This is a genomic window from Pseudomonas sp. GW704-F2 (assembly GCF_059423025.1).
The window spans coordinates 1-24955 of the sequence record NZ_JBWKXO010000052.1 but is presented as its reverse complement, the minus strand read 5'-3'; the positions used below and the strand labels follow the sequence as shown (position 1 = coordinate 24955).

The following is a 24955-nucleotide window of genomic DNA, read 5'->3' as shown; positions in this document are numbered from 1 at the left end:
TTTACTGTGCTTTGACTTCCGCCGTGTCGCTTTCGAGCCACTTCTGCCCCAGCGCCTTCAACCGGCCATCGGCTTTCACCCGTTGCAGCGCATTGTCCAGGCTCGCCTTGAACGCCGGGTTGCCCTTCTGGAATGGAATGGCCAGCGCCGGCTTGTCGCGATAAGGCTCACTGAAATCGAACTGATCCTGCAACTCGGCAGTCATAGCGATATGGTTGATGGCCACGTCGTACTTGCCGCTTGCCACGCCCGGCAGCATGTCGCTGTCGTCGGTGGTGATGAACGAGGGGCGCACATCCATCTCTTTGGCCAGTTGTTCACCGAGCTCCACTTCAAAACCGGTGAGTTTCTCGCCGTCCTTGAAGTTGAAGGGCGGGGTATTGGCCTCGAGGGCGATGCGTAGTTCACCGCGGTCAAACACATCATCAATCAATTCGGCGTGAGCCAAGGGGCTCATCAGAGGAAGCAGCAGTAACAGGCCAGGCGAAAAGCGCATGGTCACTCCTAAATAATTCGAATGTGCGAGGCGCGGTTCAGCATCGCTTTGTTATGGTGTTGAGTGCCTTGGACAGCAATTAGTCGCTAAGTTGTCATAACCCTACAAATTTCATAGAAAAGTGGAGAAGCGAATGAAAGCCCTTTTGTCTCGTGTAACGATTGCCGGCGTACTATTGGGTGCTTCGATGTTGGTGACCGCCGCAGACGGCATCCCTCGCAGCGCGCCACCTGAAAATGCCAAAGTGTTTATCGTTTCGCCGAAAGACGGCGCCACCGTCGATAAAACCTTCACCGTCAAATTCGGCATGGAAGGTCTGAAACTGGCCCCAGCCACCGACCAGACCCCAGGCACCGGCCACCATCACCTGCTGGTCGACCAGAAGGCGCTGCCCGACGCCAGCGTGCCGATCCCGGCCACCGATAGCGTAATCCACTTCGGCAAGGCCCAGACCGAAACCGAGCTGACCCTGACCCCTGGCAAGCACACCTTGCAACTGGTCGCCGGCGATAAACTGCACATGCAGTTCAACCCGACTGTAGCGTCGAAAGTGATCACGGTTAACGTCAAGTAAGATTTGTTCAGACAAAAAAATGGGAGACCCTTGCGGGCCTCCCATTTTTCGTAGGGCGTTTGAAGCGTTAGAACAACACGCGGCAACGAATCGTGCCGTTGATGTGTTGCAGCTTCTGTTGCGCCAGGTCCGAGTACTCGGCGTCGACGTCGATCACCACGTAGCCGACCTTCTCGTTGGTCTGCAGGAACTGACCGGAAATGTTGATGCCGTTTTCCGCGAAGACCTTGTTGATCTCCATCATCACACCCGGGATGTTCTGGTGGATGTGCAGCAGACGGTGCTTGCCAGGGTGAGCCGGCAGGGCCACTTCCGGGAAGTTGACCGAGGACACCGACGTACCGTTGTCGCTGTACTTGACCAGCTTTTCCGAGACTTCCAGGCCAATGTTGGCCTGGGCTTCAGCGGTGGAGCCGCCGATGTGCGGGGTCAGGATCACGTTGTCCAGGCCACGCAGCGGGCTTTCGAAGATGTCGTCGTTGGAGCGTGGCTCCACCGGGAACACGTCGATGGCGGCGCCGATCAGGTGCTTGTCCTTGATCGCGTCGGCCAGGGCGTCCAACTCGACCACGGTGCCGCGGGCGGCGTTGATCAGGATGCCGCCTTTCTTGATCGCGCGGATTTCCTTCTCGCCGATCATCCACTGGGTCTCAGCGGTTTCCGGCACGTGCAGGGTGACGATGTCGGACATGCCCAGCAGCTCGGTCAGGCTCGACACTTGCGTGGCGTTACCCAGTGGCAGCTTGGTCAGGGTGTCATAGAAGAACACCTGCATGCCCAGGCTTTCGGCCAGGACCGACAGTTGAGTGCCGATCGAACCGTAACCGATGATCCCCAGCTTCTTGCCGCGGATTTCGAAGGAGTTGGCTGCGCTCTTGATCCAGCCGCCACGGTGGCAGGAGGCATTCTTCTCCGGAATGCCGCGCAGCAGCAGGATAGCCTCGGCCAGCACCAGCTCCGCGACGGAACGGGTGTTGGAGTACGGTGCGTTGAACACCGCGATGCCGCGCTCGCGCGCTGCGTTAAGGTCGACCTGGTTGGTGCCGATGCAGAAACAGCCGACCGCCACGAGTTTCTTGGCGTGATCGAAGACCTCTTCGGTCAGCTGAGTGCGGGAGCGAATGCCGATGAAGTGCGCGTCGGCGATCTTTTCCTTGAGCTGGGCTTCCGGCAGAGAACTGGTGATGTACTCAATGCTGGTATACCCGGCGGCTTTCAGAACTTCGACAGCCGATGGGTGGACGCCTTCCAGAAGAAGGAACTTGATCTTGCTCTTATCGAGAGAAGTCTTGCTCATCTGCGTAAACCTGTATCCCGGAGAAAAATGGCAGGGAATCGGATCGCCGGATGTGTCCTGATTCACCAATACTGTTCCCGTTTGACGGCGTCTGTTGCCGTCATGCTGCCTTGCCGCTCCTCCCCATAGCCCCAGCTATGAGTCGTCGCGGCGCCTTGCCTGACGACAACAGCCACTCGTCAAACAGAAACGTATTGGTAAATCAGGGCACAGAGCTGACCCGGACGGCAGGAAAGCCGTCACCGCAGAACGCCCTTGGGCTCTGTCCTACGGGGGCGGTATGCTAGCATACGCGCCCCGCTAAACACCTATTCCTGCGACGTGAAGCGTTCTCAGGATGACCATGAATTGTTCGAGAGTTCTGTCGATGACCCATCCTGCCCTGATTGATGAGCTAAAGACCCTGGTTGAGCCCGGCAAAGTGCTGACCGACGCCGACTCCCTGGAGGCTTACGGCAAGGATTGGACCAAGCACTTCGCCCCGGCCCCGACTGCCATCGTATTCCCCAAGACGATTGAACAGGTGCAGGCCATCGTGCGCTGGGCCAATGAGCACAAGGTCGCGCTGGTGCCGTCCGGTGGGCGTACCGGCCTGTCGGCTGCCGCCGTTGCGGCCAATGGTGAAGTGGTCGTCTCGTTCGACTATATGAACCAGATCCTCGAGGTGAACCTCACCGACCGCACCGCCAAGTGCCAGCCGGGCGTGGTCACCAAGCAATTGCAGAACGTCGCCGAAGAGCACGGCCTGTACTACCCGGTGGACTTCGCTTCGTCCGGTTCGAGCCAGATTGGCGGCAATATCGGCACCAATGCCGGCGGGATCAAGGTCATTCGCTACGGCATGACCCGTAATTGGGTCGCCGGCATGAAGGTCGTCACCGGCAAAGGCGACGTGCTGGAACTGAACCGCGACCTGATCAAGAACGCCACCGGCTACGACATGCGCCAGCTGTTCATCGGCGCCGAAGGCACCCTGGGTTTTGTCGTGGAAGCCACCATGCGCCTGGACCGTGCGCCGAAAAACCTCACCGCGATGGTGCTCGGCACCACCGACTTCGACGCGATCATGCCGGTGTTGCACGCATTCCAGAGCAAGCTGGACCTGACCGCTTTCGAGTTTTTCTCTGACAAGGCCCTGGCCAAAGTCCTCGGCCGTGGTGACGTGCCGGCGCCGTTCGAGACCGAGTGCCCGTTCTACGCACTGCTGGAATTCGAAGCCACCACCGAAGAAGTCGCCAACCACGCCCTGGAAACCTTCGAGCACTGCGTCGAGCAGGGCTGGGTGCTGGACGGCGTGATGAGCCAGAGCGAAACCCAACTGCACAACCTGTGGAAACTGCGCGAGTACATCTCCGAGACCATTTCCCACTGGACGCCGTACAAGAACGACATTTCGGTCACGGTGTCGAAAGTGCCGGCATTCTTGAAGGAAATTGACGCGATCGTCGGCGAACACTACCCAGACTTCGAAATCGTCTGGTTCGGCCATATCGGCGACGGCAACCTGCACCTGAACATCCTCAAGCCGGAAAACCTGAGCAAGGATGAGTTCTTCGCCAAGTGCGCCACCGTGAACAAGTGGGTGTTCGAAACCGTGGCGAAGTACAACGGCTCGATCTCCGCCGAACACGGCGTGGGCATGACCAAGCGCGACTACCTGACCTACAGCCGCTCGCCGGTTGAAATCGAATACATGAAGGCCGTGAAAGCGGTGTTTGACCCGAACGGGATCATGAACCCCGGCAAGATCTTCGCTGTTTAACCGCCCCTGAAGGAGTCGTTCCATGAGCTACCAGCACAAGTATGTCGACGGCACCAACATCCACTTCCCGGTGGGTAAAGTGGTGTGTATTGGGCGCAACTACGCCGAACATGCCAAGGAACTGGATAACCCGGTACCGACCGAGCCGTTGCTGTTCATCAAGCCGGGCAGCTGCGTTGTGGCGCTGGAAGGTGGTTTCAGCATTCCCACCGAACGTGGTTCGGTGCATTACGAAGCGGAAATTGCGGTGCTGATCGGCAAACCCCTGTCGACCAAGCCCAGCCGCGAAGAAGTGCTCGATGCCATCTCCGGTTTCGCCCCGGCCCTGGACCTGACCCTGCGCGACAAGCAGGCCGAATTGAAAGCCAAGGGCTTGCCGTGGGAAATCGCCAAGTCCTTCGACGGCGCGGCGGTGATCGCGCCGTTCGTGGTCGGCAGCACCTTCCCGGACCTGACCGATATCGGCATTCGCCTGAGCATCAACGGCGAAGTGCGCCAGAATGGCAACAGCGCGGCCATGCTCAACCCAATCATCCCGATGATCCAGTACATGGCCGGCTGCTTCTCGCTGCAGGCCGGCGACGTGATCCTCACCGGCACCCCCGCTGGCGTTGGGCCGTTGAATGTCGGTGACAAGCTGGTGCTGGAACTGTCCGGTGTGACCCGCTTCGAAAGCAGCGTTCGCTAATTTCGGCACCACCCTGTGGCGAGCGAACAAGCTCGCTCGCTACAGGTCCCGCACCCGTTTCGGTTGTTTGCATTTTTTTCACACCCCATCCGGATAATCTTCAGCCTCTAGCGCGCGGGCCGGTTATTCCTGTGCTTTCACCTAACGCTGACTTTCCGGAAAAAGCGCCCAATGGCCGTGTCCCTGCCTACCTTTACCCCCAAGCCACGCTCTCGTTTTGCTCTGCGCTGGTATTCCTGGCTGCTTCTGGTTGGGGCGATCGTGTATGGCGTTGCCTGGGTCATGCATTGGGACGACCGCGGTGTGTTGTGGGTCGTGGAGCGTTTTGAAAGCCCGGCCAAACGCCAAGCGAGCGTGTGGCTCCCGGATTACCGCGCCGTCATCGACGCCAAGCTGCTGCCCGGTATGGAGAAGGACGAGGCCTCGGACCTGTCCTACAACCCGCAGACGAAAACCCTGTTTTCCGTCATGGGCAAAAATCCATTCCTCGTCGAGTTGACCCTGCAAGGCGATGTGCTGCGCAAGATGCCCCTTAACGGTTGGAACAACCCGGAAGGTGTGACGGTGATGGAAAACGGCCTGATGGCCGTGGTCGATGAACGCCAGCACAGCCTGACCATCGTCAAGGTCGACGCCAGCACCACGGCGTTGAACAAGGCCGACTTCCCGAGTTACGACCTGGGCCCGTCCAAAGACCAGAACAAAGCTTTTGAAGGCGTCACCTGGGACAAGCGCAACCAGCAGTTCGTGCTCGGCGAAGAACGCCCGCCGGCGCTGTTCACCTGGAAAAGCGACGGCAGCCAGACCCTGGTCGGTGACAAGCAAAAGCTCGCCAATACAAAGCTCGACATGCACAACCTCTCGGCGTTGGCCATCGATCCGCGCACCGGGCACCTGCTGGCGCTGTCGGCCGAGTCCCACCTGCTGCTGGAACTGGATGAAAAGGGCGAGCCAGTCAGCTTCATGACCTTGCTCGGCGGCTTCAACGGCCTCAAGAACACGATCTCGCGTGCCGAAGGCGTGACCCTGGACGAGAACGGCAACCTCTACATGGTCAGTGAGCCGAACCTGTTCTATCGTTTCGAAAAACAGAAATAACAACCGATTACGTCGGATATTTCTCTATCCGCGGCATACGCCACACACCGGGCGCGTTTAAGTTTAAATTCAGGCGGGCGTGATATTCATTCGCCATTTTTGACTTTGAGCCCGCCCGATGCGTCGACTTGCCCGCCCCAAACCGGCTTTTTTCATACTGGTGCTGATCGCCTTGATAGGCGCGGGCGTTGTCGCACAACAGTTTCGTCTGTTCGAACGGGCCTGGTTCAATTGGCAGGTGTGGGGCCAGCCTGTTGGCGAACGCGCCATTGGCCTGGCGGATTACCGGGTCAGCGTCGAGGGCCAGGTGATCGAAGGCCTGGATGACGACGTCTCCGCGCTGACCTACGACCCGGTGCGTAAAAGCCTGTTTACCGTCACCAACAAAAACGCCGAGCTGGTCGAACTGTCTCTCGCTGGCAAGATTCTGCGACGGATTCCCCTGGTCGGCTTCGGGGATGCCGAGGCCGTGGAATTTATCAGCGACAACATCTATGTCATCAGCGATGAGCGCCAACAGCGCCTGATCAAGGTGCATGTGGATGACGATACGCAGTTTCTCGACGCCGCCGACGCGGAGCAGATGACCCTGGGTGTGCATGTGGGGGGCAACAAGGGGTTTGAAGGGCTTGCCTACGACTCGGTGGGCAAGCGCCTGTTCGTGGCGAAGGAACGCGACCCGATGGTGATCTATGAGGTTCATGGGTTTCCCCATTTCAAACCGGAAAAAACCTACTCGGTCCACGTCATCAACAACCCCAAGCGCGATGCCGGGCTGTTCGTGCGCGACCTGTCGAGCCTGCAATACGACGAACGCAGCGGCCATTTACTGGCGCTGTCGGATGAATCGTTCCTGGTGTTGGAGCTGGATATCGACGGTCGCCCGTTAAGCAGTTTGTCGCTGCTTAACGGGCGCCATGGCCTGAATGCGCGGGTGCCGCAGGCCGAAGGGATCGCCATGGATGACGTGGGTACGTTGTACCTGGTCAGCGAGCCGAACCTGTTCTACGTGTTCAAGAAACCAGAATCCTGAACACACCGCCGACCCCACATTCGGTTGTGCATCAGGCCTTGAGGGTTTTCACGCCTTCCGCGGTGCCCAGCAGCAGCACGTCAGCCGGGCGTGCGGCGAACAGGCCGTTGGTGACCACGCCGACGATGGCGTTGATCTGCGTCTCAAGCTCCACCGGGTTGGTGATCTGCATGTTGTACACGTCGAGGATGATGTTGCCGTTGTCGGTCAACACGCCTTCGCGGTACACCGGGTCGCCGCCCAGCTTCACCAGCTCGCGGGCCACGTGGCTGCGGGCCATCGGGATCACTTCCACCGGCAGCGGGAAGGCGCCGAGTACCGGCACCAGTTTGCTGGCGTCGGCGATGCAGATAAAGGTCTTGGCCACGGCCGCGACGATCTTCTCGCGGGTCAGGGCCGCGCCACCGCCCTTGATCAGGTTCAGGTGCGCGTCGCTTTCATCGGCGCCGTCGACGTAGAACTCCAGGTCGCTGACGGTATTGAGCTCGTACACCGGAATGCCATGGCCCTTGAGGCGCGCGGCGGTGGCTTCGGAGCTGGCCACTGCGCCATCGAACGCGCCCTTGTGCTTGGCCAGCGCATCGATGAAGCAGTTGGCAGTGGAGCCGGTGCCGACGCCGACGATGCTCTTGTCATCGAGTTTAGGAAGGATTAAATCGACGGCGGCCTGGGCCACTGCCTGTTTGAGTTGATCCTGGGTCATGCGGGCTCCGGAACGGGCGGGGAGTAGAGAGGGCGCGAGTATAACCCATCAAAACCTTTGGATTCGTGTGGTCGCCCGGCCAAACGCTGAGTTAGACTCGTCGACCCTGCCCACTCCGCCCAGTGATGCCTGCCGATGCTTGAACAGTACGTCAAAAAGATCCTCACCTCGCGCGTTTACGACGTTGCCATAGAAACCCCGTTGCAGGCCGCCCGCCAGCTCTCCGAGCGGCTGGGCAACAAGGTCTTGCTCAAGCGGGAAGACTTGCAGCCGGTGTTCTCGTTCAAGATTCGCGGCGCGTACAACAAGCTGACCCAGTTGACGGCCGATGAGCGCGCGCGCGGCGTGGTCACCGCTTCGGCGGGCAACCATGCCCAGGGCCTGGCCCTGGCGGCCAAGGTGCTGGGGGTCAAGGCCACTATTGTGATGCCCAAGACCACCCCGGAAATCAAGGTCGAAGGCGTGCGTTCCCGTGGCGGCAAAGTGGTGCTGCACGGTGATTCGTTCCCGGAAGCCCTGGCCTACTCGCTGAAACTGGTCGACGAAAAAGGCTACGTCTACATTCACCCCTACGACGACCCGCACACCATTGCCGGGCAGGGGACCGTGGCGATGGAGATCCTGCGCCAGCACCCTGGGCCGCTGGACGCGATCTTCGTGCCGGTCGGCGGCGGCGGGCTGATCGCCGGTATCGCGGCGTATGTGAAATACCTGCGTCCGGAGATCAAGATCATCGGCGTCGAGCCGGACGACTCCAACTGCCTGCAGGCCGCCATGGCCGCCGGCGAGCGCGTGGTGCTGCCGACCGTGGGGATTTTTGCCGATGGCGTGGCGGTGGCGCAGATCGGCCAGTACACCTTCGACATCTGCAAAGACTATGTGGACGAAGTGATCACCGTCAGCACCGATGAAATCTGTGCGGCGATCAAGGACATCTATGACGACACCCGCTCCATCACCGAGCCAGCGGGCGCCCTGGGTGTGGCGGGCATCAAGAAATATGTCGAGAGCCGTGGCGTCACCGGGCAAACCCTGGTGGCCATCGACTCCGGCGCCAACGTCAACTTCGACCGCCTGCGCCATGTGGCCGAGCGCGCCGAGCTGGGTGAAGGCCGCGAAGCCATCATCGCCGTGACCATCCCCGAGAAGCCGGGCAGCTTCAAGGCGTTCTGCGAGGCCGTGGGCAAGCGCCAGATCACCGAATTCAACTATCGCTACCACTCCGGCCGCGAGGCGCACATTTTCGTCGGCGTGCAGACCCATCCGGAAAACGATCCGCGCAGCGCATTGATCGCCAGCCTGACCAGCCAGGGTTTCCCGGTGCTCGACCTGACCGAGAACGAACTGGCCAAGTTGCACATCCGCCACATGGTTGGCGGGCACGCGGCGAAGGTCAGCGATGAAGTGGTGTTTCGCTTCGAATTCCCGGAGCGGCCGGGCGCCTTGTTCAACTTTCTTAACAAATTAGGCGGGCGCTGGAACATCTCGATGTTCCACTATCGCAACCACGGCGCAGCCGACGGCCGCGTGGTCGCCGGCCTGCAAGTCCCGGCGGACGAGCGCCATCTGGTATCGGCAGCCCTTGAAGCCATCGGCTACCCGTACTGGGATGAAAGCGATAACCCGGCTTACAAACTGTTCCTCGGTTGAGCGACTACGCTGATTGGGGCGGCCTTTAAGGAAGACGACACATGGAAACCCTGACCACCCTCAAAGTTATCCACATGGCGGCGACTGTGTTGCTGCTGCTCAGCGGCCTCGGCCTGGCGCTGCTGGCCTGGCGCAAACGCAGCGCCGGCCCGGCGATCACCGTGCAGCGCCCGTGGGCGTTCGTATGGTTGTTGATGGGGATCTGCCTGATCAGCATGCCGTTTACCGGCTGGTGGCTGGTGCATCTGGTCGGCTGGCCGCTGGGGCAGACCTGGATCCTGGGTTCCAGCCTGCTCTACACCGTCGCGGCGCTGTGCTGGTTCTGGCTGGTGGCGCGGCTCAATCGCTTGCGCAAGGGCGAGGGCGGTAGCCTGAATTTCACCTTGGCATTGGCGGTGGTCAGCCTGGTGGGGTTTGTGGCGATTGCGGGGTTGATGGGGGCCAAGCCGGTTTAAGGCTTTACACCGAGTTGTCTGCATCGGGAGCAAGCTCCCTCCCACATTTAACCGCGTACATCCGTTGAAATGCAGTTAAATGTGGGAGGGGGCTTGCCCCCGATAGGGCCATCAGCTCCGCAGCGTAATCACCGGCCAGCCCCGCTTCTCGGCCTCAGCCCGCAGATTCGGGTCCGGGTCTACCGCGATCGGATACGTCACCTGCTCCAGCAGCGGCAAGTCATTCATCGAATCGCTGTAGAAGTAGCTGTCTTCCAGGCTGTGCCCGGTTTCTTCCAGCCAACGGTTCAGGCGCGTCACCTTGCCTTCGCGAAAGCACGGCACATCGGTGCTGCGCCCGGTGTAGCGGCCGTCTTCCATCTCGCATTCGGTGGCGATCAGGGCGTCTACGCCCAGGCGTGCGGCAATTGGCGCGGTGACGAAGCGGTTGGTCGCGGTGATGATCACTAGCTTGTCGCCAGCGGCGCGGTGCTTGGCCAGCAGTTCAAATGCCTGCGGCAGCATGATCGGCTCGATGCAGTCGCGCATGTAGTCGTTGTGCCATGCCTCCAATTGGGCCATTTCGGTGCGGCCGAGGATTTCCAGGCAAAAATTCAGGTAGGCCGCGTTATCCAGCTGGCCGGCCAGGTAGTCCTGATAGAATTCGTCGTTGCGTGCCTTGTAGGTCACCGGGTCGAGAAATCCGCGTTCACAGAGGTAATCGCCCCAGGCGTGATCGCTGTCACCCCCCAGAAGCGTGTTGTCCAAGTCGAATAAAGCCAGGCGCATTACAGTTACCCGCTGAAAAGTCTGTAAAAAGGCGTCCAGAATACGGTCTTTTCACAAGACTGCACATAAGCTAAGAAGCCTCGTTGCCGCTGGAACAACCTTTGTGGAACAATGCAACGACATGCGTTTGCGAGGTTGTTGCCGTGATCGACCCCGATGGTTTCCGTCCTAATGTCGGGATTATTCTTACGAATGATTCCGGACAGGTCCTATGGGCTCGCCGAATCAACCAAGATGCCTGGCAGTTTCCTCAAGGTGGGATCAACCCTGACGAAACCCCTGAAGACGCCTTGTACCGCGAGTTGAACGAAGAAGTCGGCCTTGAGCGCGAAGATGTGCAAATTTTGGCCTGTACCCGTGGCTGGTTGCGTTATCGTTTGCCGCAACGCCTGGTGCGTACCCACAGCCAACCGCTGTGTATCGGCCAGAAGCAGAAATGGTTTCTCCTGCGCCTGATCTCCAACGAGCAGCGGGTGCGGATGGATTTGACCGGTAAACCGGAGTTCGATGGCTGGCGTTGGGTCAGTTATTGGTATCCGTTGGGCCAGGTGGTGACATTCAAGCGCGAGGTTTATCGTCGCGCTCTCAAAGAGCTTGCCCCGCGCCTTTTAACGCGCGACTGACGACGGAGTTCGACCCCGAGCCATGCTCAATACGCTGCGCAAGATCGTCCAGGAAGTTAACTCCGCCAAGGATCTCAAGGCGGCGTTGGGGATTATTGTGTTGCGCGTCAAGGAAGCCATGGGCAGCCAGGTCTGCTCGGTTTACCTGCTGGACCCCGAGACCAACCGTTTTGTGCTGATGGCGACCGAGGGCTTGAACAAGCGCTCCATCGGCAAGGTCAGCATGGCGCCCAATGAAGGTCTGGTGGGCTTGGTAGGGACGCGTGAAGAACCCCTGAACCTTGAAAACGCGGCTGATCACCCGCGTTATCGCTACTTTGCCGAAACCGGCGAAGAGCGCTACGCCTCGTTCCTCGGCGCGCCGATCATTCACCACCGCCGCGTTGTCGGCGTGTTGGTCATCCAGCAGAAAGAACGCCGCCAGTTCGACGAAGGCGAAGAAGCCTTCCTCGTGACCATGAGCGCGCAATTGGCCGGGGTGATCGCCCATGCCGAAGCCACCGGCTCGATTCGCGGCCTGGGGCGCCAGGGCAAGGGCATCCAGGAAGCCAAATTCGTCGGCGTACCGGGCTCGCCAGGTGCGGCCGTCGGTACGGCCGTGGTCATGTTGCCGCCGGCCGACCTCGATGTGGTGCCGGACAAGACCGTCAGCGACATCGACGCCGAAATCAAACTGTTCAAGACCGCCCTGGAAGGCGTGCGCGCCGACATGCGCAACCTGTCGAACAAGCTCGCCACCCAACTGCGCCCCGAAGAGCGAGCGCTGTTCGAGGTGTACCAGATGATGCTGGATGACGCGTCGCTGGGCAGCGAAGTCAAAAACGTGATCAAGACCGGCCAGTGGGCCCAGGGCGCGCTGCGCCAGGTGGTCTCCGATCACGTCAACCGTTTCGAATTGATGGACGACGCCTACCTGCGCGAGCGCGCCTCGGATGTGCGCGACCTCGGTCGCCGTCTGCTCGCTTACTTGCAGGAAGACCGTTCCACCAACTTGGTCTACCCCGACAACACCATCCTGATCAGTGAAGAACTGACCGCCACCATGCTCGGCGAAGTGCCGGAAGGCAAACTGGTGGGCCTGATCTCGGTGCTCGGTTCGGGCAACTCCCACGTCGCGATCCTGGCCCGGGCCATGGGCATTCCGACGGTGATGGGCCTGGTGGACCTGCCGTACTCCAAGGTCGACGGCATCGAAATGATCGTCGACGGCAACCGTGGCGAGGTGTTCACCAACCCCAGCGAAGTGATGCGCAAGCAGTACGCCGAGGTGGTGGAAGAGGAACGCCAGCTGTCCCAGGGCCTCGACGCCTTGCGCGAACTGCCCTGCGTGACCCTCGACGGGCATCGCGTGCCGCTGCTGGTCAACACCGGCCTGCTCGCCGATGTGGCCCGCGCGCAACAACGCGGCGCCGAAGGGGTGGGGCTGTACCGCACCGAAGTGCCGTTCATGATCAACCAGCGCTTTCCGAGCGAGAAGGAGCAGCTGGCGATTTATCGCGAGCAACTGTCCGCCTTCCATCCGTTGCCGGTGACGATGCGCAGCCTGGACATTGGCGGCGATAAGTCACTGTCGTATTTCCCGATCAAGGAAGACAACCCCTTCCTCGGCTGGCGCGGGATTCGCGTCACCCTCGACCACCCGGAAATTTTCCTCGTACAAACCCGCGCCATGCTCAAGGCCAGCGAGGGCCTGAACAACCTGCGCATCCTGCTGCCGATGATCTCCGGCACCCATGAGCTGGAAGAAGCCCTGCACCTGATCCACCGCGCCTGGGGCGAGGTGCGCGACGAAGGCGCCGACGTACCGATGCCGCCGATCGGCGTGATGATCGAAATTCCGGCGGCGGTGTACCAGGCCAAGGAACTGGCGCGGCAGGTGGACTTCCTGTCGGTGGGCTCCAACGACCTGACGCAATACCTGCTGGCCGTGGACCGCAACAACCCACGGGTGGCCGACCTCTACGACTACCTGCACCCGGCGGTGCTGCAAGCGCTGCAACATGTGGTGCGCGACGCCCATGCCGAAGGCAAGCCGGTGAGCATCTGCGGGGAAATGGCCGGCGATCCGGCGGCAGCGGTGCTGTTGATGGCGATGGGCTTTGACAGCCTGTCGATGAACGCCACCAACTTGCCGAAGGTGAAGTGGCTGCTGCGCCAGGTCAACCTGAGCATGGCCAAGGAACTGCTGGCCGAGTTGATGACCATCGACAACCCGCAAGTTATCCACAGCTCGCTGCAACTGGCGCTGAAGAACCTGGGGTTGACGCGGATGATCAACCCGGCCTCAGCCAAAACCCTCTAAAACCTGGCGCCGATCAAAAATGTGGGAGGGGCGGTGCGACGATTCGACTTGCCCCCGATTACGGAGTGTCAGTCAGCACACGAGCTTGCTCGCGAAAAACCTGAGGGTACTGCGTGCATTCAGGGGGGGGCGCGTCATTGTTGACGTTTTTCGCGAGCAAGCTCGCTCCTACAGGTTGAGTTCGACTTCGCCGAGCCGCCCACCGTGCGGCCCAAAACTGCGCTCCACCATCTGCCGCGTGCCGTCCGCATTCACAATCAGCGCTGTACTCGCCCGTGTCCCATAACTGGGGCTGGCGATAAATACGCTTGATAGCAAACTCTCGGTCGCCAAGCCCACGCCGGTGTCCGGCAAGTCGGCAAACGGCGCGGTCTGCGGGTCGCTCAAGATATCCAGCAAGGTTTCCGGCTGCGGGTTCTCCAGTACCTCGCCCAGCGCCGCCTTGGCCTTGAGCAATTTCGGCCATGGCGTGTCGAGCCCTGCATTGGAAAGGCCGTACACCCCGGCGGGCAGCTGCGTAGGCACGCTGTCGCGGGCGTTGTAATGCCACAGTTCCTCCCGCGTGCCCACCAACAAATTGAACCCGGCATATTCAATCGAACGGCCGTTGATCTCCGCCAAATACTGCTCAAGCGGTAGCGAACTGCTGAGAAACCGCGCCACCAGTTCCCCACGCGACTTGCGGGCCGGCGGTTGATGCGGGTCGCGGATATTGGTCAGGGCGGCAAACCGTCCGTCGGCGTTCACCCCCAGCCAGGTGCCGCCCGCTTCCTGGTCGCGGCCGGCATAGACGGCAGGCGCATCCGGCCACTGGGCCAGCGGCAGGCTGGGGCGGGCGTAGAACTCGTCACGGTTGGCCGCGACGATCAGCGGTTGGGCATGGCCCGGCCGCCAGGCGAAAACAATCAGGCACATCAGGCGATCCCCCTTTGTGTGTTTGGCCACTCTACCTACACTGGCGCGGGCGTTCCATCGTATCCAGTTGGGTCGCATGCCTTCCATCCGTTAACATGCCGGACTTGGTTTGGGGGCTCCCATGGAATTTCTGCTGTATTTACTGCTGGGCGCCTGTGCCGGGGTGCTCGCCGGGCTGTTTGGCGTGGGCGGCGGGATCATTATCGTGCCGGTGCTGGTGTTCAGCTTCACCTTGCAGGGCTTCGACCCGCAGGTGCTGACCCACCTGGCCGTGGGCACGTCCCTGGCGACGATCATCTTCACCTCGATCAACGCCGTGCGTGAGCACCATCGACGGGGCGCGGTACGCTGGCCGATCTTTGTGTGGATGACCGTGGGCATCCTGATCGGCGCCGGTTTTGGCGCGCTGACCGCCGAGGCGATTTCCGGCCCCCACTTGCAGAAGATCATCGGCGTGTTCGCGCTGATCATCGCCGTGCAGTTGGCCCTGGAGGTCAAGCCCAAGGCCAGTCGAACGGTGCCGGGCAAGCTCGGTCTGACCCTGGCGGGCACGGTGATCGGCTGGGCCTCGGCGATTTTCGGGATTGGCGGCGGTTCGCTGACCGTGCCGTTTTTGACCTGGCGCAGCGTGCCGATGCAGCAAGCGGTGGCCACTTCGTCGGCCTGCGGGCTGCCGATTGCGCTGGCCAGTGCATTAAGTTTCATGATTCTGGGCTGGCATGACCCGCTGCTGCCCGCTCATAGTCTAGGGTTCGTGTATTTGCCGGCGCTGCTGGGCATTGCCCTGACCAGCATGGTGTTTGCCCGCTTCGGCGCGCGCCTGGCGCACCGTTTGTCGCCGCGCTTGCTCAAACGCCTGTTTGCCGGGCTGCTGTTTTGCGTGGGTTTGAATTTCTTGCTGTAACGCAGCCTTAATCGCGCCCGGGCATGGTCCCGGTCGCCATAACGAATGATTTAACGAGGAGTCGCAATGCTGCCTTACCCGCAGATCGACCCGGTGGCCCTGGCCATCGGTCCGCTGAAAATCCATTGGTACGGGTTGATGTACCTGATCGGCATCGGCGGCGCCTGGTTTATGGCGTCCCGGCGTCTGAACCGTTTCGACCCGACGTGGACCAAGGAAAAACTCTCCGACCTGATTTTCTGGTTGTCGATGGGGGTCATCGTCGGCGGACGCCTGGGGTATGTGCTGTTTTACGACTTGCCCGCCTACATCGCCAACCCGACGCTGATCTTCGAGGTATGGAAGGGCGGCATGGCCTTCCACGGTGGGTTTATCGGCGTGATGCTCGCCGCCTGGTGGTTTGGCCGCCGCAACGGCAAGTCATTCTTCCAACTGATGGACTTCGTTGCGCCGTTCGTGCCGATCGGCCTGGGCGCCGGGCGTATCGGTAACTTTATCAATGCCGAACTGTGGGGCAAGCCGACCGACGTGCCGTGGGCCATGGTGTTCCCGCCGTTCAGCGACCCGGCGCAATTGCCGCGCCATCCGTCGCAGCTGTACCAGTTCGCCCTGGAAGGTGTGGCACTGTTCCTCATTCTGTACATTTTCTCGCGCAAGCCACGGCCGACCATGGCTGTGTCGGGTATGTTCGCGTTGTTCTACGGCATCTTCCGTTTTGTCGTCGAGTTCGTGCGCGTCCCGGATGCGCAACTGGGCTACCTGGCGTTCGGTTGGGTGACCATGGGCCAGATCCTCAGTCTGCCGATGATCATCGTCGGCCTGGGCCTGCTGTGGTGGGCGTACAACCGTCCGCAACCGTTGAAGAACACCGCGCTTTGAATTCGAATGCCGAGGCCTGCGAGGTCTCGGCTGCACCGATACGGGTAATGACATGAAGCAATATCTCGAACTACTGAACGACGTCGTGACCAATGGCCTGACCAAGGGCGACCGCACCGGCACCGGCACCAAGGCTGTGTTTGCCCGTCAGTATCGGCATAACTTGGCCGACGGCTTCCCGCTGCTGACCACCAAGAAGCTTCACTTCAAAAGCATCGCCAACGAATTGATCTGGATGTTGAGCGGCAACACCAACATCAAGTGGCTGAACGAGAACGGCGTGCGTATCTGGGACGAGTGGGCCACCGAAGACGGTGATCTGGGCCCGGTGTACGGCGAGCAGTGGACCGCCTGGCCGACCAAGGACGGCGGCACGATCAATCAGATCGACTACATGGTCGAGACGCTGAAGACCAACCCCAACAGCCGCCGCATCCTGTTCCACGGCTGGAACGTCGAGTACCTGCCGGACGAGACCAAGAGCCCCCAGGAAAATGCGCGCAACGGCAAGCAGGCCCTGCCGCCGTGCCACCTGCTGTACCAGGCGTTCGTGCATGATGGCCATCTGTCGATGCAGTTGTATATCCGCAGCTCCGACGTATTCCTTGGCCTGCCGTACAACACCGCCGCGCTGGCGCTGCTGACCCACATGCTGGCCCAGCAGTGCGACCTGATCCCCCACGAGATCATCGTCACCACCGGCGACACCCACGCCTACAGCAACCACATGGAACAGATCCAGACCCAACTGGCGCGCACGCCGAAGAAGCTGCCGGAATTGGTGATCAAGCGTAAGCCTGCGTCGATCTATGACTACAAGTTCGAAGACTTCGAAATCGTCGGTTACGACGCCGACCCAAGCATCAAGGCCGACGTCGCCATCTAAAGGCTGCCTCCGTCTAAAGGTGTGGGCTTGTGTGGGAGGGAGCAAGCCCCCTCCCACACTTTGATTCGGTTACCAGGCTGAATTAATGCCCATGGCTTCTGCCCACATGCGAAGGCTCGGCCTCGCTGGCGGCGACACTGCCGCTGACCTCCAGCCGCTGCAATATCCCGCACTGATCCAGCTCCGGCCCGCTGCCACAGCGCTGGCGCAGGTCGATCAGCTGTTCCTGCAATGCCAACAGGCCGTCGATCCGCGCTTTGACATGGTGGATATGCTCGTCGATCAGCGCATTCACGTTTTCGCATTGGTCCTGCGGGCTGTCTCGTAAGCCCAGCAGGCTGCGGATTTCTTCCAGAGTCATGTCCAGGCTGCGGCAGTTGCGGATAAACACCAACCGCTCGGTGTGCGCCTGGGTGTACACGCGGTAGTTGGCCTCGGTGCGTGCCGGTGGTGGCAGCAAGCCTTCCTTCTCGTAATAACGGATGGTTTCCACCGGGCAGTCGGTCAGCTTGGCCAATTCGCCGATCTTCATCGCAACAATCTCCAAATGGGTGCTTGACCCTATAGTGGCTACAGGGTCTTTACTTGGCAACAGGCACCTTACGGACGCGACCAGATGAGCGACTCCCATCACACCCCGCACACGCACGATCACGCGCATGACCACGCTCATGCGCCGAAAAAACTGACGCCGGTGCATGACCACGGCCACGCCGGTGCCTGCTGCTCCGGCACGCCAGCCCCGGCGTTGGTGCAACTGAGCGCCGCGCCCAGCGCCGATTCGCGCCTGAGCACCTTCCGCATCGAAGCCATGGACTGCCCCACCGAGCAGACCCTGATCCAGAACAAACTGGGCAAGCTTGCCGGTGTGCAGCAGCTGGAATTCAACCTGATCAACCGCATCCTCGGCGTCACCCATGACCTGCCGAGCACCGCGCCGATCATCGACGCCATCAAGTCCCTGGGCATGCAGGCCGATCCGATCGAAGAGGGCACCCCGGCTGCCGCGCCGCCGGCGAAGAAACACTGGTGGCCGTTGGCGTTGTCCGGCGTCGGCGCCCTGGCGGCCGAAGTGATCCACTTCACCAACGCGGCCCCGACCTGGGTGATCGCCCTGGTGGCACTGGTCTCGATCCTCAGCGGCGGCCTGACCACCTATAAAAAGGGCTGGATCGCCCTGAAAAACCTCAACCTGAACATCAACGCGCTGATGAGCATCGCCGTGACCGGCGCGATCCTGATCGGCCAATGGCCGGAAGCGGCGATGGTGATGTTCCTGTTCACCGTGGCCGAATTGATCGAAGCCAAGTCCCTCGACCGCGCGCGCAATGCCATCAGCGGCTTGATGCAGATGACCCCGGAACGGGCCACGGTGCGTCAGGCCGACGGCAGTTGGGCCGAACGGGAAGTGAACAGTGTGGAATTGGGCGCCATCGTGCGGGTTCGCCCCGGCGAGCGCATCGGCCTGGACGGCGAAGTCACCGCCGGCCAGTCGACCATCGACCAGGCGCCGATCACCGGCGAAAGCCTGCCGATTGAAAAAACCGTGGGCGATAAAGTCTTTGCCGGCACCATCAACCAGGCCGGTTCCCTGGAATACGCAGTCACGGCGGCCGCCAGCAACTCGACCCTGGCGCGGATCATCCACGCCGTGGAACAGGCTCAGGGCGCCCGCGCGCCGACCCAGCGTTTTGTCGACCGTTTCGCGAAGATCTACACCCCGGCGGTGTTCCTGTTTGCCCTGGGCGTGGCGCTGATCCCGCCGCTGTTCATGGCCGGCGTCTGGTTCGACTGGATCTACCGCGCCCTGGTGCTGCTGGTGGTCGCATGCCCGTGCGCCTTGGTGATCTCCACCCCGGTGACCATCGTCAGCGGCCTGGCCGCAGCGGCGCGCAAAGGCATCCTGATCAAGGGCGGCGTGTACCTGGAGGGCGGTTACAAGCTCGACTACCTGGCCCTCGACAAGACCGGCACCATCACCCACGGCAAACCGGTGCAAACCGACTACCTGGCACTGTTCCCGAATGTCGAAGACAGTGCGCCGGCGTTGGCCGCTGCCCTCGCCGGGCGTTCCGACCACCCGGTATCGTTGGCCATCGCCAACGCGGCGCTGGATAAAAACCTGCCGCGCCATGCTGTGGATAACTTCACTGCCCTGACCGGTCGCGGTGTGCGCGGTGATATCAACGGCGCAACCTACCACCTGGGCAACCACCGCCTGGTGGAAGAACTCGGCCTGTGCTCGCCCGCGCTGGAAGACAAACTCTTCGCCCTGGAGAAACAAGGCAAATCCGTGGTGCTGCTGCTCGACAAATCCGGCCCGCTGGCGCTGTTCGCCGTGGCCGACACGGTCAAGGACAGCAGCCGCGAAGCAATCCAGCAGTTGCACGAGCTGGGCATCAAAACCCTGATGCTCACCGGCGATAACACCCACACTGCCCAGGCGATTGCGGCCCAGGTCGGCATCGACCAGGCCCAGGGCGACCTGTTGCCCACCGACAAACTGCTAGCCATTGAAGCCCTTTACGGCCAAGGCCGGCGCGTGGGCATGGTCGGCGACGGCATCAACGACGCCCCGGCGTTGGCCCGCGCCGAGATCGGTTTTGCCATGGCCGCGGCAGGCACCGACACTGCCATCGAAACTGCCGACGTGGCCTTGATGGACGATGATTTGCGCAAGATTCCGGCTTTCATTCGGTTGTCGCGGCAAACCTCGAGTATCCTCAAGCAGAACATCGCCCTGGCGCTGGTGATCAAGGCGGTCTTCCTTGCGGTCACCTTCCTGGGCATGGCCACCATGTGGATGGCGGTGTTTGCCGACATGGGCGTAAGCCTGCTGGTGGTGTTCAATGGCCTGCGCCTGCTGCGCAAATAAATGATGTGAGGGTGGTGTGCTGAGTGCCGAGTTGAAGGCGTTTTTTATGGTCGCCCGCCTGGGCAGCATTACCCAGGCGGCGAAAAAACTCGGCCTGAGCCAGCCCACCGTCACCACGCAGATCCGCAACCTGGAAAGCCAGTACGGCGTCGAGCTGTTCTATCGCGGGGGCCGCCGCCTGACGGTCAGCGACGAAGGCGCGCGCCTGCTGCCGATGGTCAAGACGCTGTTGCAACAGGAAGCGGATATCGAGTTTTTCCTGCGTAACAGTGGCCAGGTCCAGGGCGCATTGCGGATTGCCGCGACGGCGCCGTATTACATCCTCGACCTGGTCAAAGCCTTCCGCGAGCGTTTGCCCCAGGTGGAAGTGTCGGTGGAAATCGGCAACTCCCAACAGGTGCTCGAAGCCCTGGATGATTACCGCGTCGACGTCGCCGCGTCCTCGCAACTGCTGGAAGACCCGCGCCTGATTCGCCGTGTGCTGGGCACCGATCCGCTGGTGCTGGCGGTGCATCGCAACCACCCGTTGGCGACGCTCGATCATGTGCCGTTGAGCGCGCTGGCCGGGCATACGCTGTTGATGCGTGAAGCCGGCTCCACCACGCGACGCCTGACGGAACAGCTGCTGCAGGGCGCCGGCGTGAGTTACGGGCCGCTGCTGGAAATCGGCAGCCGCGAGTCGATTCGTGAAGCGGTGCTGCGCAATATCGGCATCAGCATCATCGCCCGCCAGGAAGTGCCCCATGACCCGCAACTGCGGGTGCTGACCATCGAGAACGCGCCGCAGATCGCTGAGTACCTCTACTGCCTCAAGGAAAGAAAAGGCGCTCGCCTGCCAGCTGCTTTTCTCGGGTTGGCGCAGGAAATGTCGCCGATCTGAAATCCGGTGGTGGCCTTGAGGGCCCTATCGGGGGCAAGCCCCCTCCCACACTTGACCGAGTTCCAACATGAGAATGCGGTCAACATGTGAGAGGGGGCTTGCCCCCGATTGGCCCTCAAGGCCACCCCTTCTGGATAAACCCTACCCAAATCCACCAATACCACTATCGCCACGTTTTGCCTTTCTGCCACATCAGGGACGCATTGCCTGCCTAGCATGGCCCTCATCCGTTTGATGAGGTGCCTCCATGAACACAGCCCTGACCCAACCCGGTGCGCCAATGAAGGTGCGCGGTATCCAGAAACGCTTCGGCGCCTTTACCGCGCTGGACAACGTGTCCCTGGACGTCGCCGCCGGCGAGCTGGTGTGCCTGCTGGGCCCGTCCGGTTGCGGCAAGACCACGCTGCTGCGCTGCATCGCCGGCCTCGAGCGCCAGGACAGTGGAGAGCTTTACCTGGGGGAGCGGGATGTTTCCCTGCTGCCGCCGCAGGCGCGGGACTACGGCATTTTGTTCCAGTCCTACGCGCTGTTCCCCAACCTCAGCGTTGAAGCGAATATCGGCTACGGCCTCACCGGCAGCGGTCGCGATGAAGTGCGTAAGCGTGTCGGTCAGATGCTCGAACTGGTCGGCCTGCTCGGCAGCGAAAAGAAATACCCCGGCCAACTCTCCGGCGGCCAGCAACAACGGGTCGCGCTGGCCCGTGCCTTGGCGCCGGCACCCTCGCTGTTGCTGCTCGATGAGCCGATGTCGGCCCTCGACGCCCGCGTCCGTGAGCACCTGTGTACCGAGCTGCGCCAACTGCAACGGCGCCTGGGCGTCACCACGCTGATGGTCACCCACAATCAGGACGAAGCCATGTTGATGGCCGACCGCATTGCCGTGATGAACAACGGTAAGGTCGAGCAATACGCCACGCCCCAAGAGATCTACGACCGCCCGGCCACACCGTTCGTGGCGGAGTTCGTCGGCCAGGGCAATTGGCTGCCGTTCAGCCGCAGCAGCGCGAGCCACGCCCAGGTCGGCGGGATGCACATGCGCCTGGCCGATGATGCTGGCGCGGCCACCTCCGGACGCCTGTTCTGCCGCCCGGAGGCTATCAGCGTCAACCCGCTGGTGCATGAAGAGAACCTGTTTGCGGCCAAGGTCCGCGAGATCACCTTCCTCGGCAACCGTTGCCGCATGAGCTTTGAACTGGCGCAACTGCCCGGTCATCCGCTGCTGGCCGAACTGGCTCCGGAAGCCATGCCGCGCCTGGGGGCCCAGGACATCTGGGTCGCATTGCCGCCGCGCAGCCTGCAGGTGTTTGCCTGACATGGGTGCGCTGATGACGCTGCCCATTGCACGCCGGGTGTCCCGCGCCGAGTTGGGCGACCGCCTTTTCGTGCTGGGCGGCAAATGGCTATGGCTGTGCCTGCTGGGCATCGCGGTGTTGTTGCCACTGTTGGCGATCTTCTGGCGCGGCTTCAGCAGCGAAGCCGGGCAGGGCGGCGGGCTGGTGGCGGCGCGGGAACTGGTCAGCAGCGCCAACTTCCACTGGCTGCTTGGGAATAGCCTGAAAGTCTCCCTCAGCGTGGCGGTCATTGTCGTACCGCTGGCGTATCTGTTTGCCTACGCGCTGCAACGCACACTGATCCCGGCCAAGGCGCTCTGGCGCGGGCTGTCGCTGCTGCCCTTGATGGCGCCGTCGATGCTGCCGGGGATCGCGTTGGTCTATCTGTTCGGCAACCAGGGCCTGCTGCGCGGTTTGTTGTCGGAGAATATCTACGGCTTCTGGGGCATTGTCCTCGGTGAGGTGATCTACACCTTCCCACACGCCTTGATGATCCTGTTGTCGGCGCTTTCCCTGGCGGATGCGCGCTTGTTCGATGCCGCCTCAAGCATGGGCGCCAGCCCGGCCCGGGCATTCCGCAGCATCACTTGGCCTGCCACGCGCCAGGCGGTGTTCGCCGCGTTTTGCCTGGTGTTCACCCTGACCATCACCGACTTCGGCGTACCGGTGGTGGTCGGCGGCGATTATCAGGTGCTGGCGCTGGAAGCCTACAAGGCCGTGGTCGGCCAGCAACAGTTCGGGCGCGGGGCGTTGATCGGCATGGTGTTGCTGCTGCCGGCGCTGTTCAGCTTTGGCGTCGATACCTGGCTGCGTCGGCGCCAGGGTGATGCTATGGGCGGCCGTGCCCAAGTGTTCCAGCCGGCCCCGTCGCGGCGGCGCGATGCCTGTTACCTGGCCATCGTGCTGCTGATCTGCGCGGTGTTGCTGCTGGTGTTCGGCATGGCGGTGTACTCGTCGCTGGTGAAGTTCTGGCCCTACAACCTGTCGCTGTCGCTCAACCACTACCAGTTCGAAGACACAGCCGGCGGCGGCTGGCTGGCGTACCGCAACAGCCTGACCCTGGCGCTGTGTACGGCGTTGATCGGCAGCGTGCTGATCTTCACCGGCGCGTACCTGATGGAAAAGACCCAGGGCCAGAAAGGCCTGAACCTGGCGCTGCGCATGCTCAGCTTCGTGCCGATGGCCGTGCCGGGCCTGGTGCTGGGCCTGGGCTACGTCTTCTTCTTCAACCTCAGCGGCAACCCGCTGCATGTGTTCTACGGCACCATGACGCTGCTGGTGGTGTGTACCATCGCTCATTATTTGACCACCGCGCAGATGACCGCCACCACCGCGCTGCGCCAGTTGGACGCCGAGTTCGAAGCCGCCGCGCTGTCGCTCAAGGCGCCGCTGTACCGCCACTACCTGCGCGTCACCGTACCGATTTGCCTGCCGGCGCTGCTGGATATCGTGCGCTACCTGTTTGTGTCGGCGATGACCACTGTCTCGGCGGCGATCTTCCTCTACAGCCCCGACACCATCCTCGCCGCCGTCGCCGTGTTGAACATGGACGACGCCGGCAATGTGGGCGGCGCGGCGGCCATGTCCACTTTGATCCTGTTCACTTCGGCCGGCGTCTCGCTGTTGCTGGCGTGGGCCTCACGTGGCGCGTTGCGCCGCTCCCAAGCCTGGCGCCAGACCGCGCCGGGCCAATAACCCTGAAGGAGGTATGCCATGTTCAAGCCCCTCGCGTTGGTCGCTGCCGTACTCACTGCATTCAGCCTGAATGCCTTCGCCAAGACTGAATTGACCGTGTACACGGCCCTCGAAGCCGAGCAATTGAAGACCTATAAACAGGCCTTCGAGCAGGCCAACCCCGACATCGAAATCAAATGGGTGCGTGACTCCACCGGCATCATCACCGCCAAGCTGCTCGCGGAAAAAGACCGCCCGCAAGCCGATGTGGTCTGGGGCCTGGCCGCGTCGAGCCTGGCGATCCTCGACCAGCAAGGCATGCTCGAAAGTTACGCGCCCAAGGGCCTGGACAAGATCGGCAAACACTACCGTGACGCCGCCAACCCGCCTGCGTGGGTCGGCATGGACGTCTGGGCCGCGACGATCTGCTTCAACACCGTCGAAGCCGAGAAGCAGGGCCTGAGCAAACCGGTGAGCTGGCAAGACCTGACCAAACCTGAGTACAAGGGCAAGATCGTGATGCCCAATCCGGCGTCCTCGGGCACCGGTTTCCTGGATGTGAGCGCCTGGCTGCAGACCTTCGGCGAGAAGCAGGGCTGGCAGTACATGGACGACCTGCACCAGAACATCGGCCAGTACGTCCACTCCGGTTCCAAGCCGTGCAAGCTGGCGGCTTCGGGTGAATTCCCGATCGGTATTTCCTTCGAATACCCGGCCGTGCAGCTGAAGCGCCAGGGCGCGCCGCTGGACATCATCCTGCCGAAAGAAGGCCTGGGCTGGGACATCGAAGCGACGGCGGTGATCAAAGGCAGCGCCCACGCCGACGCGGCGAAGAAACTCGCCGACTTCTCCGCCAGCACCGCGGCGATGGACCTGTACAAGGACAACTTCGCCGTGCTCGCCCAGCCGGGCATCGCCAAGCCGCAGACCGAATTGCCGGCGGACTACGAGCAGCGGCTGATCAAGAACGACTTCACCTGGGCCTCGAAAAACCGCGACAGCATTCTGACTGAATGGCGCAAGCGCTATGACGGCAAGTCGGAGAAGGTAGCGGGTCAGTAAATACTCCGTTTGGGCTGATGGCCTCTTCGGGGGCAAGCCCCCTCCCACATGTTGACCGCATTCTCATGTTGGAACTCGGTCAAGTGTGGGAGGGGGCTTG

General features: G+C 61.7%; 23 protein-coding genes. 17 read left to right on the top strand and 6 right to left on the bottom strand.

What is annotated here, in order from left to right:
• Nucleotide 1 precedes the first annotated feature (1 nt).
• On the bottom strand, nt 2-496 hold the full coding sequence (locus AC07W0_RS27765) for a transporter substrate-binding domain-containing protein (protein ID WP_046381723.1): 495 nt from the start codon (nt 494-496) through the stop codon (nt 2-4).
• Between the two features lie 133 nt (nt 497-629).
• Here AC07W0_RS27765 and AC07W0_RS27760 point away from each other — a divergent pair, with 133 nt between their 5' ends.
• Nucleotides 630-1070 (top strand): DUF4399 domain-containing protein, encoded by a 441-nt coding sequence (locus tag AC07W0_RS27760; protein WP_046381724.1) that lies wholly within the window; start codon nt 630-632, stop codon nt 1068-1070.
• 67 nt (nt 1071-1137) lie between these two features.
• Here the strand turns inward: AC07W0_RS27760 and serA are convergent, their stop codons facing one another.
• The gene (serA, locus tag AC07W0_RS27755; RefSeq protein WP_017845066.1) at nt 1138-2367 is read right to left on the bottom strand and encodes a phosphoglycerate dehydrogenase; all 1230 of its coding nucleotides are present in this window, start codon (nt 2365-2367) and stop codon (nt 1138-1140) included.
• A gap of 367 nt (nt 2368-2734) precedes the next feature.
• Between serA and AC07W0_RS27750 the strand changes: the two genes are divergently transcribed.
• The 4 genes from AC07W0_RS27750 to AC07W0_RS27735 all read left to right on the top strand — a co-directional run bounded on the left by AC07W0_RS27750 (nt 2735) and on the right by AC07W0_RS27735 (nt 6948).
• Nucleotides 2735-4129: an FAD-binding oxidoreductase gene (locus tag AC07W0_RS27750; protein ID WP_017845065.1), complete on the top strand. Its 1395-nt coding sequence runs from the start codon at nt 2735-2737 to the stop codon at nt 4127-4129.
• 22 nt (nt 4130-4151) lie between these two features.
• On the top strand, nt 4152-4817 hold the full coding sequence (locus tag AC07W0_RS27745) for a fumarylacetoacetate hydrolase family protein (protein ID WP_017845064.1): 666 nt from the start codon (nt 4152-4154) through the stop codon (nt 4815-4817).
• A gap of 171 nt (nt 4818-4988) precedes the next feature.
• The gene (locus AC07W0_RS27740) at nt 4989-5915 is read left to right on the top strand and encodes an SdiA-regulated domain-containing protein (RefSeq protein ID WP_102618672.1); all 927 of its coding nucleotides are present in this window, start codon (nt 4989-4991) and stop codon (nt 5913-5915) included.
• Between the two features lie 118 nt (nt 5916-6033).
• Nucleotides 6034-6948, top strand: coding sequence for an SdiA-regulated domain-containing protein (locus AC07W0_RS27735; RefSeq protein ID WP_102618673.1), 915 nt, complete (start codon nt 6034-6036; stop codon nt 6946-6948).
• A gap of 31 nt (nt 6949-6979) precedes the next feature.
• Here the strand turns inward: AC07W0_RS27735 and rpiA are convergent, their stop codons facing one another.
• The gene (gene rpiA / locus AC07W0_RS27730; RefSeq protein ID WP_017845061.1) at nt 6980-7651 is read right to left on the bottom strand and encodes a ribose-5-phosphate isomerase RpiA; all 672 of its coding nucleotides are present in this window, start codon (nt 7649-7651) and stop codon (nt 6980-6982) included.
• Nucleotides 7652-7786: 135 nt separating this feature from the next.
• Here rpiA and ilvA point away from each other — a divergent pair, with 135 nt between their 5' ends.
• Together ilvA and AC07W0_RS27720 are read left to right on the top strand one after the other, a co-directional pair.
• Entirely contained in the window at nt 7787-9301 is a 1515-nt protein-coding gene (gene ilvA, locus AC07W0_RS27725) for a threonine ammonia-lyase, biosynthetic (protein WP_017845060.1), read from the top strand.
• 41 nt (nt 9302-9342) lie between these two features.
• Nucleotides 9343-9756: a DUF2269 family protein gene (locus AC07W0_RS27720; RefSeq protein ID WP_017845059.1), complete on the top strand. Its 414-nt coding sequence runs from the start codon at nt 9343-9345 to the stop codon at nt 9754-9756.
• Between the two features lie 111 nt (nt 9757-9867).
• On the opposite strand, the gene AC07W0_RS27715 is transcribed toward AC07W0_RS27720, so the two are convergent.
• Nucleotides 9868-10524, bottom strand: a complete 657-nt coding sequence (locus tag AC07W0_RS27715) for a histidinol-phosphatase (protein WP_046381729.1) — start codon at nt 10522-10524, stop codon at nt 9868-9870.
• 143 nt (nt 10525-10667) lie between these two features.
• On the opposite strand from AC07W0_RS27715, the gene AC07W0_RS27710 reads away from it, so the two are divergent.
• Nucleotides 10668-11147: an RNA pyrophosphohydrolase gene (locus tag AC07W0_RS27710; RefSeq protein ID WP_026139795.1), complete on the top strand. Its 480-nt coding sequence runs from the start codon at nt 10668-10670 to the stop codon at nt 11145-11147.
• A gap of 22 nt (nt 11148-11169) precedes the next feature.
• Nucleotides 11170-13449 (top strand): phosphoenolpyruvate--protein phosphotransferase, encoded by a 2280-nt coding sequence (gene ptsP / locus AC07W0_RS27705; RefSeq protein WP_017845056.1) that lies wholly within the window; start codon nt 11170-11172, stop codon nt 13447-13449.
• A 168-nt stretch (nt 13450-13617) separates the two neighbouring features.
• Here ptsP and AC07W0_RS27700 read toward each other — a convergent pair whose 3' ends face one another.
• Nucleotides 13618-14364, bottom strand: coding sequence for an NRDE family protein (locus AC07W0_RS27700; protein WP_102618674.1), 747 nt, complete (start codon nt 14362-14364; stop codon nt 13618-13620).
• A 121-nt stretch (nt 14365-14485) separates the two neighbouring features.
• Here AC07W0_RS27700 and AC07W0_RS27695 point away from each other — a divergent pair, with 121 nt between their 5' ends.
• The 3 genes from AC07W0_RS27695 to AC07W0_RS27685 all read left to right on the top strand — a co-directional run bounded on the left by AC07W0_RS27695 (nt 14486) and on the right by AC07W0_RS27685 (nt 17033).
• The gene (locus tag AC07W0_RS27695) at nt 14486-15268 is read left to right on the top strand and encodes a sulfite exporter TauE/SafE family protein (protein WP_017845054.1); all 783 of its coding nucleotides are present in this window, start codon (nt 14486-14488) and stop codon (nt 15266-15268) included.
• A gap of 66 nt (nt 15269-15334) precedes the next feature.
• A complete protein-coding gene (lgt, locus tag AC07W0_RS27690) occupies nt 15335-16147 on the top strand; it encodes a prolipoprotein diacylglyceryl transferase (RefSeq protein WP_017845053.1) in 813 nt (270 codons plus the stop codon).
• 52 nt (nt 16148-16199) lie between these two features.
• Complete coding sequence (locus tag AC07W0_RS27685) at nt 16200-17033, top strand: thymidylate synthase (RefSeq protein WP_017845052.1); 834 nt, start codon at nt 16200-16202, stop codon at nt 17031-17033.
• A gap of 82 nt (nt 17034-17115) precedes the next feature.
• Here AC07W0_RS27685 and cadR read toward each other — a convergent pair whose 3' ends face one another.
• The gene (gene cadR, locus AC07W0_RS27680) at nt 17116-17565 is read right to left on the bottom strand and encodes a Cd(II)/Pb(II)-responsive transcriptional regulator (RefSeq protein WP_017845051.1); all 450 of its coding nucleotides are present in this window, start codon (nt 17563-17565) and stop codon (nt 17116-17118) included.
• Between the two features lie 84 nt (nt 17566-17649).
• On the opposite strand from cadR, the gene AC07W0_RS27675 reads away from it, so the two are divergent.
• The 5 genes from AC07W0_RS27675 (at nt 17650) to AC07W0_RS27655 (ending at nt 24855) form a co-directional block, all read left to right on the top strand.
• The gene (locus AC07W0_RS27675; protein WP_102618675.1) at nt 17650-19908 is read left to right on the top strand and encodes a heavy metal translocating P-type ATPase; all 2259 of its coding nucleotides are present in this window, start codon (nt 17650-17652) and stop codon (nt 19906-19908) included.
• Nucleotides 19909-19924: 16 nt separating this feature from the next.
• Nucleotides 19925-20788 carry a LysR family transcriptional regulator gene (locus AC07W0_RS27670; protein WP_102618676.1) on the top strand — a complete coding sequence of 288 codons (864 nt, stop codon included), beginning with the start codon at nt 19925-19927 and terminating at the stop codon, nt 20786-20788.
• A 247-nt stretch (nt 20789-21035) separates the two neighbouring features.
• Nucleotides 21036-22100, top strand: coding sequence for a putative 2-aminoethylphosphonate ABC transporter ATP-binding protein (locus AC07W0_RS27665; RefSeq protein ID WP_046381733.1), 1065 nt, complete (start codon nt 21036-21038; stop codon nt 22098-22100).
• A gap of 1 nt (nt 22101) precedes the next feature.
• Nucleotides 22102-23814: a putative 2-aminoethylphosphonate ABC transporter permease subunit gene (locus tag AC07W0_RS27660; RefSeq protein ID WP_046381734.1), complete on the top strand. Its 1713-nt coding sequence runs from the start codon at nt 22102-22104 to the stop codon at nt 23812-23814.
• Between the two features lie 18 nt (nt 23815-23832).
• A complete protein-coding gene (locus tag AC07W0_RS27655; RefSeq protein ID WP_017845046.1) occupies nt 23833-24855 on the top strand; it encodes a putative 2-aminoethylphosphonate ABC transporter substrate-binding protein in 1023 nt (340 codons plus the stop codon).
• The last annotated feature ends 100 nt before the right edge of the window (nt 24856-24955 follow it).